The sequence below is a fragment of the Aquiflexum gelatinilyticum genome, from assembly GCF_024741135.1.
Taxonomy (GTDB): Bacteria; Bacteroidota; Bacteroidia; order Cytophagales; family Cyclobacteriaceae; genus Cognataquiflexum; species Cognataquiflexum gelatinilyticum.
The window spans coordinates 1-14,399 of the sequence record NZ_JANSUY010000027.1 but is presented as its reverse complement, the minus strand read 5'-3'; the positions used below and the strand labels follow the sequence as shown (position 1 = coordinate 14,399).

General features: G+C 41.5%; 15 protein-coding genes. 11 read left to right on the top strand and 4 right to left on the bottom strand.

What is annotated here, in order from left to right; all coding sequences use genetic code 11:
• The first annotated feature begins 78 nt into the window (after window positions 1-78).
• Genes NU887_RS19865 through cysM form a run of 4 tightly spaced genes read left to right on the top strand, consistent with a single transcriptional unit; the run spans window position 79 to window position 2,628 of the window.
• Window positions 79-366 carry an FtsB family cell division protein gene (locus NU887_RS19865; RefSeq protein ID WP_258425140.1) on the top strand — a complete coding sequence of 96 codons (288 nt, stop codon included), beginning with the start codon at window positions 79-81 and terminating at the stop codon, window positions 364-366.
• Window positions 347-901 carry a hypothetical protein gene (locus tag NU887_RS19860; RefSeq protein WP_258425139.1) on the top strand — a complete coding sequence of 185 codons (555 nt, stop codon included), beginning with the start codon at window positions 347-349 and terminating at the stop codon, window positions 899-901. The genes NU887_RS19865 and NU887_RS19860 overlap by 20 nt, the downstream gene beginning before the upstream one ends.
• Before the next feature lie 18 nt (window positions 902-919).
• Window positions 920-1,753, top strand: a complete 834-nt coding sequence (gene epsC, locus NU887_RS19855) for a serine O-acetyltransferase EpsC (protein WP_258425138.1) — start codon at window positions 920-922, stop codon at window positions 1,751-1,753.
• Window positions 1,750-2,628, top strand: coding sequence for a cysteine synthase CysM (gene cysM, locus NU887_RS19850; RefSeq protein ID WP_258425137.1), 879 nt, complete (start codon window positions 1,750-1,752; stop codon window positions 2,626-2,628). Before epsC ends, cysM begins: the two co-directional genes overlap by 4 nt.
• 51 nt (window positions 2,629-2,679) lie before the next feature.
• Here the strand turns inward: cysM and NU887_RS19845 are convergent, their stop codons facing one another.
• The 4 genes from NU887_RS19845 to NU887_RS19830 form a co-directional block, all read right to left on the bottom strand.
• On the bottom strand, window positions 2,680-3,363 hold the full coding sequence (locus NU887_RS19845; RefSeq protein ID WP_258425136.1) for a DUF4397 domain-containing protein: 684 nt from the start codon (window positions 3,361-3,363) through the stop codon (window positions 2,680-2,682).
• A 136-nt stretch (window positions 3,364-3,499) separates the two neighbouring features.
• The gene (locus tag NU887_RS19840; RefSeq protein WP_258425135.1) at window positions 3,500-4,870 is read right to left on the bottom strand and encodes a Gfo/Idh/MocA family protein; all 1,371 of its coding nucleotides are present in this window, start codon (window positions 4,868-4,870) and stop codon (window positions 3,500-3,502) included.
• A 207-nt stretch (window positions 4,871-5,077) separates the two neighbouring features.
• On the bottom strand, window positions 5,078-6,148 hold the full coding sequence (locus tag NU887_RS19835) for an Ldh family oxidoreductase (RefSeq protein ID WP_258425134.1): 1,071 nt from the start codon (window positions 6,146-6,148) through the stop codon (window positions 5,078-5,080).
• A gap of 33 nt (window positions 6,149-6,181) precedes the next feature.
• The gene (locus tag NU887_RS19830; protein WP_258425133.1) at window positions 6,182-7,141 is read right to left on the bottom strand and encodes a Ppx/GppA phosphatase family protein; all 960 of its coding nucleotides are present in this window, start codon (window positions 7,139-7,141) and stop codon (window positions 6,182-6,184) included.
• A 165-nt stretch (window positions 7,142-7,306) separates the two neighbouring features.
• Here NU887_RS19830 and NU887_RS19825 point away from each other — a divergent pair, with 165 nt between their 5' ends.
• The 7 genes from NU887_RS19825 to NU887_RS19795 all read left to right on the top strand — a co-directional run bounded on the left by NU887_RS19825 (window position 7,307) and on the right by NU887_RS19795 (window position 14,157).
• Entirely contained in the window at window positions 7,307-8,890 is a 1,584-nt protein-coding gene (locus NU887_RS19825; RefSeq protein WP_258425132.1) for an acyl-CoA carboxylase subunit beta, read from the top strand.
• A gap of 92 nt (window positions 8,891-8,982) precedes the next feature.
• Window positions 8,983-9,270: a four helix bundle protein gene (locus NU887_RS19820; RefSeq protein ID WP_258425131.1), complete on the top strand. Its 288-nt coding sequence runs from the start codon at window positions 8,983-8,985 to the stop codon at window positions 9,268-9,270.
• Between the two features lie 128 nt (window positions 9,271-9,398).
• The gene (locus NU887_RS19815) at window positions 9,399-10,466 is read left to right on the top strand and encodes a M42 family metallopeptidase (RefSeq protein ID WP_258425130.1); all 1,068 of its coding nucleotides are present in this window, start codon (window positions 9,399-9,401) and stop codon (window positions 10,464-10,466) included.
• A gap of 100 nt (window positions 10,467-10,566) precedes the next feature.
• Window positions 10,567-11,328, top strand: a complete 762-nt coding sequence (locus NU887_RS19810; protein ID WP_258425129.1) for an ABC transporter substrate-binding protein — start codon at window positions 10,567-10,569, stop codon at window positions 11,326-11,328.
• Between the two features lie 122 nt (window positions 11,329-11,450).
• Window positions 11,451-12,803 carry a Gfo/Idh/MocA family oxidoreductase gene (locus NU887_RS19805; protein ID WP_258425128.1) on the top strand — a complete coding sequence of 451 codons (1,353 nt, stop codon included), beginning with the start codon at window positions 11,451-11,453 and terminating at the stop codon, window positions 12,801-12,803.
• 2 nt (window positions 12,804-12,805) lie between these two features.
• A complete protein-coding gene (locus NU887_RS19800) occupies window positions 12,806-13,564 on the top strand; it encodes a 3-keto-disaccharide hydrolase (protein WP_258425127.1) in 759 nt (252 codons plus the stop codon).
• On the top strand, window positions 13,561-14,157 hold the full coding sequence (locus NU887_RS19795) for a 3-keto-disaccharide hydrolase (RefSeq protein WP_258425126.1): 597 nt from the start codon (window positions 13,561-13,563) through the stop codon (window positions 14,155-14,157). Before NU887_RS19800 ends, NU887_RS19795 begins: the two co-directional genes overlap by 4 nt.
• Window positions 14,158-14,399 lie beyond the last annotated feature (242 nt).

Below are 14,399 nucleotides of genomic sequence, written 5' to 3'. Positions count from 1 at the left end.
CGGGGATATTCAAATAATGGCCAATAGTGGAAATATTTGACTTCAATGTATATATTTGTTTTGACCAAGGAGAATACCATGAAAAAGTACCTCAAATACACCAAGAATTTCTATTTCCTGTTTACTCTATTTTTTATTGTATGGATGGTGTTTATTGATTCTAATGATATTCTCACCCAGTTTAAGCTTCGTTCAAAAATCAAAGAATTAGAGAAGCAAAAGGAATTCTACCAAGATAGGAAAGAAAAAATCTTAGCAGACAGGGAGGAATTGATGAGCAATTACGAACTTCTGGAAAAGTTTGCCCGTGAAAGGTATTTGATGAAAAAAGAAAGTGAGGATTTATATGTGGTGGTCGAAGAATAGAGCGGTTTTTTTTGCAGGATTGTTTTTTTTCTTGCTAGTCACCGTTCCTACACTTGCCCAAAGAGAAATTCAGCAAGGCGAAAAAGCACCGTTTAAAGACAGGGTTTATTTTGGGGGGAATTTAGGGCTCTCATTTGGTACCATCACTTTTGTCGATATTTCCCCGCTCGCTGGAGTGATGTTAACCAATACCCTATCAGGAGGCCTAGGTGGGACTTTTCAATACTTTAATGATTCAAGATTTCCTGAAGGTGACAATATCATTTATGGAGGAAGGGGTTTTTTGAGAAATAATGTTTTTCAAAATTTCTTTTTGCATTCCGAATTTGAAAGTCTTAACCTTGACCTGTACAATCCCCGTTTGGATAGGTTTGAAAGAGAATGGGTTCCGGGTTTATTTCTTGGAGGAGGATATTTTACTCCTTTTGGAAATAGGGGAGGAGCCAATTTCACCATTTTGTATAACTTCTTATATGACCCTTTGAGGTCTCCTTATAACCAGCCTTATGTCATCAGGGTTGGATTTTTTCTTTAATCATTCAATAAAAAGAATATGAATTCTTTGATAAAAAAACTCAGTAAATCACATCAGGATTGCCCTCAATGTCCTTCCCCAAAGTTGATCCATACTTTTTTTGAAAGTGTACTCGGATTGCTTTTTCCTGATTTTGCATCAGAGATTTTGAAAGAAGAAGAGCAGGTTGCAGAAAAAATCGAAGAACTGAAGCATAAACTTTCCCAGGTTTTATTGAGAAATAAGCACCTCTATAAGGGAGATGGAATTGAAATAGCCAATGGCTTTTTTGACAATCTGGAACGGGTTTATGATCTTTTGATCCAGGACGTACAGGCTTTGTATGACGGAGATCCTGCAGCCAAATCCGTGACGGAGATCATCAGGTGCTATCCCGGATTTTATGCGGTTGCGGCTTACAGAATCGCACATTTGTTACATTCCTATGGAGTGACTCTGATTCCAAGAATGATAACTGAATATTCCCATGGCAGAACAGGCGTGGATATTCATCCCGGTGCCAAGATCGGAGAAAGATTCTGTATTGACCATGGTACAGGTATCGTAATCGGCGAGACTACTGTAATCGGTAATTGTGTCAAGATATACCAAGGAGTCACCTTGGGTGCGTTGAGTGTTGACAAAGAAGATGCGGATAAAAAAAGACATCCTACTATAGAAGATGATGTTGTGATTTATGCAGGAGCGACGATTTTAGGAGGAAATACGGTCATTGGAAGGAATTCTACTATAGGAGGAAATGTTTGGATCACTAAAAGCGTTCCTGCCAACAGTAAAATTTATTATCAGGCAAAAATGTATAATCCTGATCTGGATCAAACTGATACCTATATTATAAAAAATGAAGGATGAAATTAATTGACCTGATAGGAAATACACCTTTGGTAGAGGCAGTCAAAATCCCTACCAATCCAAGGGTGAAGATTTTTTGTAAACTGGAGGGACAAAACCCCGGGGGAAGTGTAAAGGACCGCGCTGCATACAATATGATCAAGTGTGCTCTTGAAAGAGGGGATATCAAACCCGGAGACAGGCTTGTGGAGGCCACTTCAGGCAATACAGGGATTGCTTTGGCCATGGTTGCTAATATTCTCGGTCTTAAAATGACCTTGATTATGCCTGACAATTCTACCAGAGAAAGGATCTTATCCATGGAAGCATATGGTGCCAAAGTAATCTTGACACCTGCAGAAAGAACCATTGAGTATTCAAGGGAATTGGCGGATAAAATGGCTGCGGAGGAAGGGTATTTTATGCTCGACCAGTTTTCTAATCCGGACAATTATATGGCGCATTATTATAGTACCGGTCCGGAGATATGGAAAGATACTGAAGGAAAAGTCACCCATTTTGTTTCGGCAATGGGTACCACAGGTACTATCATGGGGGTATCGAAATACCTCAAAGAGAAAAATCCATCGATTCAGATTGTAGGTACACAACCTACTGACGGTTCTCAGATTCCTGGAATCAGGAGATGGACTCCGGAATTTTTGCCAAGGATTTTTGATGCTACCCGGGTAGATCGGGTGATAGATGTCAGTCAGGAAGCCGCAACGAATATGACCAGAAGGATGGCCAAGGAAGAAGGTATATTAGCAGGAATGAGCAGTGGGGGCGCATTGTATGCTGCGCTCCGGCTTTCGGAAGAACTTGAATCCGGGACAATTGTCTGCATTACCTGTGACAGAGGGGATAGGTATCTGAGTTCAGACCTTTTTGGGTAAAAAAAATCCCGGAAGCATTGCCCCCGGGTTTTCCACAAAAAAACAAAATTTTTAGAATTTGATAAAATTGGTTTGCAGTTGGACACTGATTGGGTTGTTGCCGTTGGAAGGATTAGCAAATCCCCTTACAACCAAAGTGTATACCCTATTTCCAAGCAATTCAATTTCATTGACTGTGACAAGGACTTCTCCTGTGGATTTGGATTTGACTACAACTTTTACTTTACCTTTTTCCATTTCAAGAAAATCTGAAATGGAAAGGTAAGTGGTGGAAGGGCCAAAAGGAGTTTGTTCTGCTATGCTTACTTCGAGGTCTCCAGAATCAGGGGATAAGTGTACAAGTCTCATTTGGGTTTTTAATCCGTCAGGTTCTTCCCAAATATCTTCGACCTGAATAGCGTCTATGTCAGCTGCTTTATTCACCAGAAAGACGGTATAGATTTTATCCTGTAAGAGGGATACATTTTTTTCCAAAAGTGTATTTTGCGCATTAAATGGATTAAATCGAAGTCTTCTTTCACCGGCAAAGAAACCGCTGTAAGGAAAAGACTGACCAAACAGTAAAGGTTGGTTATTGATCTTTTTTGACTCTGCGTAAATATCCAAATCAGGACCATCGGGTGATCCATGAAAAATGGAAACAAAAGCAGATGGAGCTTGTGCCGGCTGTTCCAAATCATTGACACATCCTGAAAATAAAATCAGAAAAAGAAATAAGGTTGATACCGACTTCATTAGGCCGGTAAAGTTTGTTTGCAATCCAGTAATTTTCATAGTTGGTTTTTGTTATTTCTCCCTCAAGACGCTTTGAGGTCATGGATCGCGACAATTGTTATAAAAAAATCCCCTGAAATTTTTCAGGGGATTTGGATTAAACATTGTCTGGTTCGGGATGTACCCAAGGCCCGCGGTATGGTCTTCGGAGTTTTTGAGTTGCCTCTTCATCACCTACCACAATTCTCTTTTTTGGATCATAGACCAGTGGTCTTCCCAATTCCATAGACATATTTGCCAAAATGCAACTTGCTGTTGAAATATGGCCTTGCTCAATATCCGCTACAGGAAGTTCACCTGTTTTCATGGAATTCAATAGGTTTTGCATCTGTCTTCTTGTAGCAGGAGCCGCATTGAGTTCGATCCTGTTTTCGGTCAGGTCTTCAGGATATTGTTCCTTTTCATACAAGACATCGAAAAGGATTTTTTCACCTTTGCCAATAGGAATAAACTCGGCTTTCATGGTGCTTCCTGCCAAAGTACCTTTTTCCCCAAAGATCTTGAACGCCCAAGGATATTCAGGATCCACAGGATTGCCCCAAGTACGGTGTTGCCACACGACATTCAGTCCATCAAATTCATAGATGGCTGTTTGGGTATCTGCAATATTTGATTTCCCCTCTTTTTGGACATATATTCCACCTGTTGCGGTGATTTTTTTTGGCCATCCTAATCCAAGAAGCCAACGTACTGTATCCAACATGTGAACACACATATCGCCCGGGATCCCATTTCCATATTCCATGAAAGTTCTCCACCACCTTGTATGTGGGATTCCATCATAAGGCCTGAGCGGAGCCGGACCTGTCCACATGTCATAATCCAAAAATGCAGGAACAGGTTCTACCGGGGGATTGCCATTGGCTCTCATGTGATAATAGCAACAGACTTCAGCATGTGAGATTTTTCCTAACATACCACTTTCCAAGACTTGCTTTTTTGCTTCCAAAAGGTGTGGCGTACTTCTTCTCTGTGTACCCACCTGCACCATTTTGTTGTATTTTCGCGCAGCAGCTACCACTGCTTCTCCTTCGATGACATCGACTGAGATCGGTTTTTGAAGGTAAACATGCGAACCTGATTTGATGGCGGCAATGGCCTGTAAGGCATGCCAATGATCGGGGGTACCGATCACAGTGATGTCTAGTTTGTTTTCTTTCAGCAATTCCTGGTAGTCAGTATACAACTTTGGTATTTTCCCTGATTTTTGTCTTTTGGATACCAGATCGCCTGCTTCCTTCAACATGTTTTGATCCACATCACAAAGGGCAACAACATCCACATTCGCTACCTGGATCAATCTGAACAGGTCACTTTTGCCATACCAACCCGATCCGATGAGTGCTACTTTCAGCGGTTTCTCATTTTGGATGGGGTTCATTCCCATCATTCCCATGCTTGCCAATGCCAAGGTGGCAAAACCGCCGGTTTTTAGGAATTGTCTTCTGTTGTAGTTGGATGTGTTCATAGGTTTTTTTTGGGGATATAGGTAAAAGATTTGAAAGAAATACAATTTACAAAAAGGTAAAAACCAAACAAATGGGATTTGATGGGTGGTTGATCAACCACGAACTAATTTAAATTATTTAGAGGTCAATCTTGCCAATAAAAAAAAAGTGGGAAAATTTATTCAAAAAATAAATGAAGATGGGGTATGTTTTGGGTAGACCTCTGATTATAATTTTACTCCAAACCTTTCTCCCAAACTTCGCAAATCGTCAACTACAGGTTTTAATAAAGGGATTCCACTGATTCTTCTTTCTGCTTCAAGTTCACGCTCAGGATCTCCAGGAATCAATACTTTTTCATTTCCTTCGGTAGGTTTTGCCTGACGGAATCTACCGATCCAATTGTCCATATGGGATTTGAAGTCATCCGCAGGACGGAAAGCATCTACGCGCATCGCACCAAAAAAATGGCCTAAACCCTCACCGACAGGATTGGGATCCGGCTCAAGGAATGCCACGAAAGGTGGGACCCATGGCCCATAATTTGCTCCCGAAAGGACTGCGGAAAATATATCCACTATCGCCCCCAATGCATATCCTTTGTGCGAACCATGTTCCCTGTCTCCTCCCAGAGGCAACAAAGCGCCTCCCTTTTTAACGCCATTGGAATCGGTCGTCTGATTGCCGTCTTTGTCCTGCACCCAACCGAGTGGTGCATCCATTTCTTTTCTCTGCAGGATTTCCAATTTCCCATTTGCTGCCGTTGTGGTGGCCATATCTGCCACAAAAGCGGGTTGGCTTTTGGCAGGGATTGCCACTGCAATCGGATTGGTTCCTAGCAACCTTTCTTTAGAAAAAGTCGGGCTTACCAAAGGACTGGCATTTGTCAACGAGATCCCGATCATGTCATGTTCGAGAGCCATCATAGCATGATAACCTGCGATACCGTAATGGTTTGAATGCTTCACCGAAACCCATCCCGTACCTGCAATTTTAGCTTTGTCAATTGCCACTTGCATAGCAAAAGGTGCGACAACCAAACCCAAACCACCGTCGCCATCAACAACAGCTGTACTCGGGGTTTCATGGACGATCTTGATATTTGGGGTTGCGTTGATTCTTTCTTTTTCCCACAGTCTCACATAACCCGAAAGCCTTGCCACGCCATGAGAATCAACTCCCCTGAGATCGGCAGAAAGCAAAACATCCGCAGCCAGAGCAGCATCTTTTTCAGGACATCCGATATTTAAAAGTATGGATTTGGTGAAATCGAATAATTCGGCGTAAGTAAATACCATGTTTTTGTGATCCGGATTAGTAGGATGATTTGATTACCTGCTCATCAAAGAGACAGCTTGGGAATGCTTACCCATCAATTCAGCAATTGCCCCTTCTTTCAATGCAAAACTCGAACATGTCAAGGTAGAAACAGGAACAAACTTTAATATGTACTCTATCAAACAAGCTGCCACGACAATCATATCCACTCGCATTTCGATCATGCCCGGGATCAAAAGTCTTTCTTCTCTATTTAGGGTCAAAAGCTTTTGGACTATCAATTCGAATTCTTCTCTTGGCAGCTGAAATACCTGTTGTGTCTTCAACTTGGTTTCATGCAACGAAGCAAAATAAATGTCTGTCAGCGTATCAAAAGTACCTGAAGAGCCTACGATTCCTGTTGGATTATATTTTTTGATGGCATTGACAAGGTCTCCAAGTTTTTCTTCAAGATAAACAGTCAGGTTCTCCACCTCACCAGGCAAAATTGGATCATGGTAATGAAACAAATCAAGCATTCTTTGTCCACCAATTTCAAAACTTTTTCTCCAAAATGCTTCCTGTGAATTACCGATGATAAATTCTACCGAACCGCCACCTATGTCCATCATCAAACAGGTTTCCCCATTTAAAGAACCACTAAATCTGATGCCTTCATAGATCATTTGGGCTTCCTGTTCCCCATCGATGACGAGAACATCAATCTGAAATTCCTCTTTGATTTTGGCTACAAATTCTTTTCCATTGTCTGCATTTCGTACACCGCTTGTGGCAAAGGCAAAAATGCTGGTGATTCCTTCTCCATCGATCAGGTTTCTGAAATGATGCAATGTATGAAAAGCCCTTTTTTCAGCATCCGGATGGATGGTGTTGCGGCTGATGCCACCCTGCCCGATTTTGACAGGGATTTTCTCCTTATAAATTGTCTCGAACCTGTCTGCATACAATTCCACTAAAAGTAGGTGAAACGTATTGGTACCCATGTCGATGATTGCAGCTTTGGTCGGAATCATACCACCTTGATTTTTGAATGCGCGAATATAAAAAGTTTATTCTAATTCCATTGTTAAGAATTTTTCTATTGCCACGAAATCGAATTTCCGGGATGTTCCTCAATTTAAATTTCCTCACTAGATTGTCCCGCATTATATTTGACCAAACCAAATAACTTTAGAGACATGGACAGCAAAATCAAAGGCGTGTATACCCTTCCCTCCAATAAGGACAAGTTTGAATTACTGAATAAAAAAAACGAGGAAGCTTTGCTCGGCGGGGGAGAAGCAAGAATTGCTGCCCAACACAAGAAAGGCAAACTTACGGCAAGGGAAAGGATACATTTTTTGCTAGACGAAGGTACTTTTCAGGAAATTGACAAATTTGTGATGCACCGTGCCAAAGACTTTGGTCTTGACAAAGAGCATTATTTAGGCGATGGCGTGGTGACAGGATATGGAGAAATCAATGGCCGTTTGGTCTATGTGTATTCACAGGACTTTACAATTTTTGGAGGATCTCTTTCGGAAACACATGCGGAGAAAATCTGCAAAATCATGGACATGGCCATGAAAAACGGTGCGCCCGTCATTGGTTTGAATGATTCGGGAGGCGCAAGGATTCAGGAAGGCGTTGTCTCTTTGGGTGGATATGCGGATATTTTTTATAGAAATACTTTGGCCTCGGGCGTAGTGCCTCAGATATCAGCCATCATGGGACCATGTGCCGGCGGGGCGGTGTATTCTCCTGCTATCACAGATTTTATCCTGATGGTCGAAAACACCTCTTACATGTTTGTGACCGGACCCAATGTCGTAAAAACCGTCACTGCCGAAAATGTCACTGCAGAAGAGTTGGGCGGGGCTAGCACACATTCCACCAAAAGTGGGGTAACTCATTTTGCTTGTGCCAATGAATTGGAATGTATCCAAAACATCAAAAAATTACTCAGTTATATGCCCCAAAACTGCGAGGATACCGCTCCTGTTTATGCCTATGATCTGAAAGATGATGAGTCCAGGAAAGTTTTGGATACCATCATTCCCGATAATCCCAATCATCCTTATGATATCCGCGATGTAGTGGATGGAATCTGTGACGAAGGATCATTTCTGGAAGTTCATAAAAACTATGCAGACAATATTGTTGTGGGATTTGCAAGACTTGCAGGTAGAAGCATCGGAATAGTCGGAAATCAACCACAATCACTTGCAGGTGTTTTGGACAACCATGCTTCAATGAAAGCAGCAAGGTTTGTGAGGACTTGTGACTCCTTCAATGTACCGCTATTGGTCTTGGTGGATGTACCGGGATTTTTACCTGGAACAGATCAGGAATGGAACGGAATCATTACCAATGGGGCCAAGTTGCTCTATGCGTTTTCAGAGGCGACAGTTCCAAGGATTACCGTCATCACCCGAAAAGCCTATGGAGGAGCCTACGATGTGATGAATTCAAAGCATATAGGTGCTGATCTGAATTTTGCTTGGCCTACTGCTGAGATCGCCGTAATGGGTCCCAAAGGTGCGGCAGAGATTATTTTCAAAAGAGAAATCGCTGAAGCAGAAGATCCGGCCTCCAAACTTCAGGAAAAAATTGATGACTATACTTCCAAATTTGCCAATCCATACCGCGCTGCCCACAGAGGTTTTATCGATGAGGTGATCATCCCTTCCGAAACAAGAGAAAAACTTATCCGGGGTTTCAAAATGCTCGAAAACAAAGTGGATAAATTACCAAGGAAGAAGCATGGGAATATTCCATTGTAAAAGGTCAACAGACCACAGTCCACGGTCGACAGATCCCGGCAAAAGGTATTATTACCATGGTTTAAATAGTAATTGAAACAAATAGATAAGGTATGGCTTTTAAGTTCGAAAACTTGAGGGTTTGGGAAATGTCGTTGGATTATTCATTGGAGATAAATAAACTAATTAAAAAATTCCCAGCAGATGAAAAGTATGTTTTAGCTCAGCAACTTCAACGAGCTGCTGATTCGATTGCTTTAAATATTGCAGAGGGATCAACGGGTCAATCGAATGCAGAATTCAAGAAATTTTTAGGATATTCTATCCGATCAGGAATTGAGGTAGTAGGTTGCCTTTACTTAGGGAGAAAGAGAGGAATTATTGTTGAAGATGAATTTTAAATTCTCTATGCTTCTATAGAGAATTTAATTGTGAAACTTCAATCTTTACGAAACAACATAAACTAACCTGTAAACCTGCTGTGGACCGTCGTCTGTCGACTGTTGACTAGAATATAAAAAAACTCAAAATGGAAAAACAACAAGCCTTCCTCTACAAATACCTCAACAACGCCTCTCCGACAGGATTTGAGGCCTCGGGCCAACAGATTTGGTTGGATTATATCAAACCTTATGTGGACAGCTACTTTACTGACAGCTATGGAACAGTCGTCGGGGTGATCAATCCCGAAGCGGAATACAAGGTCGTCATCGAAGCCCATGCCGACGAGATCAGTTGGTTTGTCAATTATATCAATGGGGACGGCTATATCTATGTCCGTAGAAACGGCGGGTCTGACCACATGATTGCTCCATCCATGAGAGTAAATATCCACACAGACAAAGCTGCTATTCCCGGAGTTTTTGGTTGGCCGGCGATCCATGTCAGGAAAGAAGGAAAAGAAGAAGGGCCGACTTTGGATAATATTTTTATCGATGTCGGGGCAAGAAACAAAGAAGAAGTGGAGGCATTGGGCATCCATGTCGGTTGCGTGATTACTTTCAAAGATGAACTACAGGAATTGAATGGAAAATTCTATTCAGGAAGGGCCTTGGACAACAGGATTGGGGGATATATGATCGCACAGGTAGCGAGGAAAATCCAAGAGGCAGGTCTCAAGCTTCCTTTCGGCTTATATATAGTGAATGCCGTGCAGGAAGAAATCGGTCTCCGTGGCGCAGAAATGATTGCTGCCCGCATCAAGCCGAATGTAGCGATCATCACCGATGTGTGCCACGATACGACTGCACCAATGTATTCCAAGATAACAAGTGGCGAGCAGGTAGCAGGAAAAGGACCTGTCTTGACTTATGGTGCAGCAGTTCACAAAAAGTTATTGGATTTGGTCATCGAATCCGCTAAGAAAAACAGCATTCCGTTCCAACGGGCAGCGGCTTCGAGAAGTACCGGAACAGATACAGATGCTTTTGCTTATTCCAATGAAGGCGTTCCGTCTGCCTTGATTTCCCTTCCTTTGAAATACATGCACACGACCGTGGAGACAGCTAGCAAAGAAGATATCGAAAATATCATTCTTCTGATGTATCAATTCTTGGCTGAATTGGATCCGGAGTTTGATTTTAGATATATTAAATAAGGTTATTGGTTAATAAGTTAATAAGTTATTAAGATTTACAATCAGAGGTTTTGTGTTATCAAATAACCAATTAACCAAATAACCAAATAACCAAATAACCATGCCCTATCACAAAGACCAACTCAATCGCACCATCTCCCTTCCTAATCCACCAAAAAGGATTGTCTCTTTGGTTCCATCGCAGACAGAGTTTTTGGTGGATTTGGGTTTGAGAGATAAGATTGTTGGCGTTACCAAATTTTGTATCCATCCCAAAGGATTGAAAAAAGAAATAACGGTTATTGGGGGCACAAAGAATTTCCATTTTGATAAAATCGAATCGCTTCAACCTGACCTGATTATTGGAAACAAGGAGGAAAACTATCAGGAAGGGATTGAAAAACTTGCTGAAAAGTTTCCGGTTTGGATGAGTGACATTTACACCTTGGAAGATGCCTACCGGATGATTCTGAGCATTGGGGAATTGACTGATACTTTTTCAAAAGCCAATGAGATCGTGTCTGAGATTAAGCATGGTTTAGAAAAAGAATTCAAACTCAAAGGTTCTGCTATTTACCTAATTTGGAAAGATCCTTTGATTGCAGTCGGTTCCAATACTTTTATAGATTTCATGTTGGAAAAAGCAGGTTTCAAAAATCTCATCAATCCATCTCGGTACCCTGAGATTGATTTGGAAGAAATCGTCAATTTGAATCCGCAATTCCTTTTGCTCAGTTCAGAGCCGTTTCCATTCGAAGAAAAACACATTTTATTTTTTCAGGAAAAATTACCCAAAACTAAAATCAAGATAGTGGATGGGGAAATGTTTTCTTGGTATGGAAGCAGATTGCTTTTTGCTGGAAGATATTTTGAAAGTATTTAAAGAAGAGTTTGCTTACTTGGGAAAACCCCCGTTTATAAAAATATAGATCATTTGAAAATACTTTTATAAAAATTTTAATTAACTTTTCGATTCCAAATATCAATAATAACCAATCCTAGAAAATGAAGCAAAATAGAAGACATTTCTTAAAAAAGCTTGGTGCTACAGGTGCCGCAGCAGCGATCAGCCCTTTGGCATTTTCAGAAGAAATTCCCGATAAAAATTTCCTAGAAAGAGGTCCTGCCTCTGAAATGGTAAACGATACTCCTATCAACTTGGCATTAATTGGAGCTGGAATCATGGGTACAGAAGATACCAATTCTGCGCTAAGGCATGCCAATGTCAAGTTGGTGGCTGTTTGTGATTTGTACAAAGGCAGACTTGAGTCGGCCAAGCAGAAGTGGGGAGCCAATCTGTTTGTTACCCAAGATTATCAGGAAGTCCTCAAAAGAAAAGATATTGATGCAGTTATCATTGCGACTCCTGACCATTGGCACAAGCAGATCAGTATCGATGCCATGAATGCTGGAAAGCATGTCTATTGCGAGAAGCCGATGGTCCATTCTGTCAAAGAAGGAATGGAAGTCGTCAACGCTTGGAAAAAATCAGGGAAAGTGATGGTAGTGGGCAGCCAAGGTGTTTCTTCATTGGGAAATGAAAAGGCCAAAGAACTTCTTGCCGCCGGGGCCATTGGGGACATTGTTTATGCAGAAGGATTTTGGGCGAGACATTCTCCTGAAGGCGCATGGCAATATAATGTTCCAAAGGATGGAAATGAACAGACCGTTGATTGGAAAAAATACATCTCCAATACCACAGCTAGAGATTGGGATCCTTTGAGATTCTTCAGATGGAGAAATTACCTTGATTATGGCACAGGCATGTCAGGCGATTTATTTGTCCACCTCTTTTCAAGTTTGCATTTTATTACCAATTCCAAAGGTCCAACCAAGGTATCTTCCATGGGGGGCTTGAGGTATTGGAAAGATGGAAGGGAAGTTCCCGATGTGTTGTTGGGTATGTTTGATTATCCCCAGACTCCTGAGCATCCCGGATTCAACCTTTCTCTAAGATGTAATTTTGTGGATGGCACGAGCGGTACTACTTATTTGAGAATAGTGGGTACCAAAGGTTCCATGGACGTGAAGTGGGAAGAAGTAGTCGTCAAACTCAATCAAAATGCTGAAAGTGATGATCCGTTCTTAAGAGAACAAGCGAAATTGAGAGGGGCTACCGAAGAGAGCAGAGCCAAAATCCTTCCTCCCCGTGAGACTGTATACGCTGCCGAAAGAAGCTGGAAAGGCGCGCATTATGACCATTTTGGAAATTGGTTCAATGCCATAAGGACAAACGGCACAGTAGCCGAGGATCCGATTTTTGGATTCAGGGCTGCGGCACCTGCCTTGCTCTGCAACGACAGTTACTTTCAAGATAAGTTTATGAAATGGGATCCCGTAAATATGAAATTGATTTAATTATGAAATACACAAGAATAGCTTGGATAGCTTTGATATCCTTGGCTTGGGCCTGTGGCCCAAAGCCTGCCGAAGAAGTGACGGAAGAAGTTGCTGAAGTAATCCTTCCTGACAATTCACTCTCAGAGGATGAAAAATCAACAGGTTGGATGTTGTTGTTTGATGGTGTCAATACAGATGGATGGAGGGCATTTAATGGTGATTCTTTGCCTGCAAATTGGACCGTAGAAGATGGGGCCCTCAAGGGCCTAGGTCATGATGGGGGAGATGTCGGAGGGGATATTGTATTTGCACCAATGGATTTCGAGCAATTTGAAATGGAGTTTACCTGGAAAATAGCTACAGGTGGAAACAGTGGCGTCTTCTATCATGTAGTGGAGGATCCAAAATATGCGGCACCTTATTACACAGGACCTGAATACCAGGTGATAGATCAGCTTGGATTCCCGCAGCCTTTGGAAGATTGGCAATCATTGGCGGCTGACTATGCGATGTACGTCCCTGATTTCGAGGGAGTAGTTAAGCCTGCCGGCGAATGGAATGTTTCGAAAATTATTTTCACCAATGAAAAGGCGGAATACTATTTGAACGGAAAGAAGACAGTGGAATTCGTGCCTTACTCTGAGGATTGGAAAACAAAGCGGAACAGTGGTAAGTGGGATGTTTTTCCCGATTACGCAATTTCAAAATCCGGATTGATTGCTCTTCAGGATCACGGTAGCGAAGTTTGGTACAAAAACATAAAGATTAGACCATTATGAAAAAGTTATTGATTGTATGTTTATTCCTCTTATTGGCGCAAGTTTCATTTGGACAGAAAAAAGAGAAGTTGTTCAACGGCAAGGATTTGATGGGTTGGATAGTCTACGGTACCGAAAAATGGTATGTGGAAAACGGATTGATTGTATCTGAGAGTGGTCCTGATAAAGGTTACGGCTATTTGGGAACAGAAAAGCATTACAAAAACTTTGAAATCAACCTTGAGTTTAAGCAAGAAGCGGATGGTAACAGCGGGGTTTTTATACGATCTACGGTTGACGGTACCAAAGTATCAGGTTGGCAGGTAGAAGTTGCCCCTCCGGGAAACGATACTGGTGGGATTTATGAAAGTTATGGCAGAGGTTGGTTGATCAAGCCTGATCCCGAAAAGGACAAAGCCTTGAAATATGGCGATTGGAACAAAATGAAGATCGTTGTAAATGGTGATAGAGTCACATCTTATGTTAATGGTGTCCAAATGGTGGATTATACAGACGAGAAGATTGGTAAAGGCGAAGGTGGGATTTTATTGCAGATCCATGATGGCGGTGGGATCAAAGTGTATTGGAGAAACATCACTTTGAAGGCACTTTAAGAAAATATCAGGTTTTGATTGATATCCTGCCTCGGTTAAAAATCGGGGCAGGATTTTTTTTAAATTTTTGTTGCTGACCATCAGTGACATTTGTCCTATTTATTAATTATTTTAAAATACAACTTTGTGTTTAATGAAATGATTTACACCTTTGCACTCCCAAACGGGGGAACAATTGTTGAAATAAGAAGGTCAAAAAAATAATTTTATTTTCTTCACCGATTGTAAATTTTATTCTTACC

What these genes read in the sequence shown, in the direction of transcription:
- NU887_RS19825 (WP_258425132.1), top strand. Translation starts at nt 7,307, where the DNA reads ATGGACAGCAAAATCAAAGGCGTGTATACCCTTCCCTCCAATAAGGAC.
- NU887_RS19810 (WP_258425129.1), top strand. Translation starts at nt 10,567, where the DNA reads ATGCCCTATCACAAAGACCAACTCAATCGCACCATCTCCCTTCCTAAT.
- NU887_RS19865 (WP_258425140.1), top strand. Translation starts at nt 79, where the DNA reads ATGAAAAAGTACCTCAAATACACCAAGAATTTCTATTTCCTGTTTACT.
- NU887_RS19800 (WP_258425127.1), top strand. Translation starts at nt 12,806, where the DNA reads ATGAAATACACAAGAATAGCTTGGATAGCTTTGATATCCTTGGCTTGG.
- cysM (WP_258425137.1), top strand. Translation starts at nt 1,750, where the DNA reads ATGAAATTAATTGACCTGATAGGAAATACACCTTTGGTAGAGGCAGTC.
- NU887_RS19860 (WP_258425139.1), top strand. Translation starts at nt 347, where the DNA reads ATGTGGTGGTCGAAGAATAGAGCGGTTTTTTTTGCAGGATTGTTTTTT.
- NU887_RS19805 (WP_258425128.1), top strand. Translation starts at nt 11,451, where the DNA reads ATGAAGCAAAATAGAAGACATTTCTTAAAAAAGCTTGGTGCTACAGGT.
- NU887_RS19845 (WP_258425136.1), bottom strand. Translation starts at nt 3,363, where the DNA reads ATGAAGTCGGTATCAACCTTATTTCTTTTTCTGATTTTATTTTCAGGA.
- NU887_RS19795 (WP_258425126.1), top strand. Translation starts at nt 13,561, where the DNA reads ATGAAAAAGTTATTGATTGTATGTTTATTCCTCTTATTGGCGCAAGTT.
- NU887_RS19815 (WP_258425130.1), top strand. Translation starts at nt 9,399, where the DNA reads ATGGAAAAACAACAAGCCTTCCTCTACAAATACCTCAACAACGCCTCT.
- epsC (WP_258425138.1), top strand. Translation starts at nt 920, where the DNA reads ATGAATTCTTTGATAAAAAAACTCAGTAAATCACATCAGGATTGCCCT.
- NU887_RS19835 (WP_258425134.1), bottom strand. Translation starts at nt 6,148, where the DNA reads ATGGTATTTACTTACGCCGAATTATTCGATTTCACCAAATCCATACTT.
- NU887_RS19830 (WP_258425133.1), bottom strand. Translation starts at nt 7,141, where the DNA reads ATGATTCCGACCAAAGCTGCAATCATCGACATGGGTACCAATACGTTT.
- NU887_RS19820 (WP_258425131.1), top strand. Translation starts at nt 8,983, where the DNA reads ATGGCTTTTAAGTTCGAAAACTTGAGGGTTTGGGAAATGTCGTTGGAT.
- NU887_RS19840 (WP_258425135.1), bottom strand. Translation starts at nt 4,870, where the DNA reads ATGAACACATCCAACTACAACAGAAGACAATTCCTAAAAACCGGCGGT.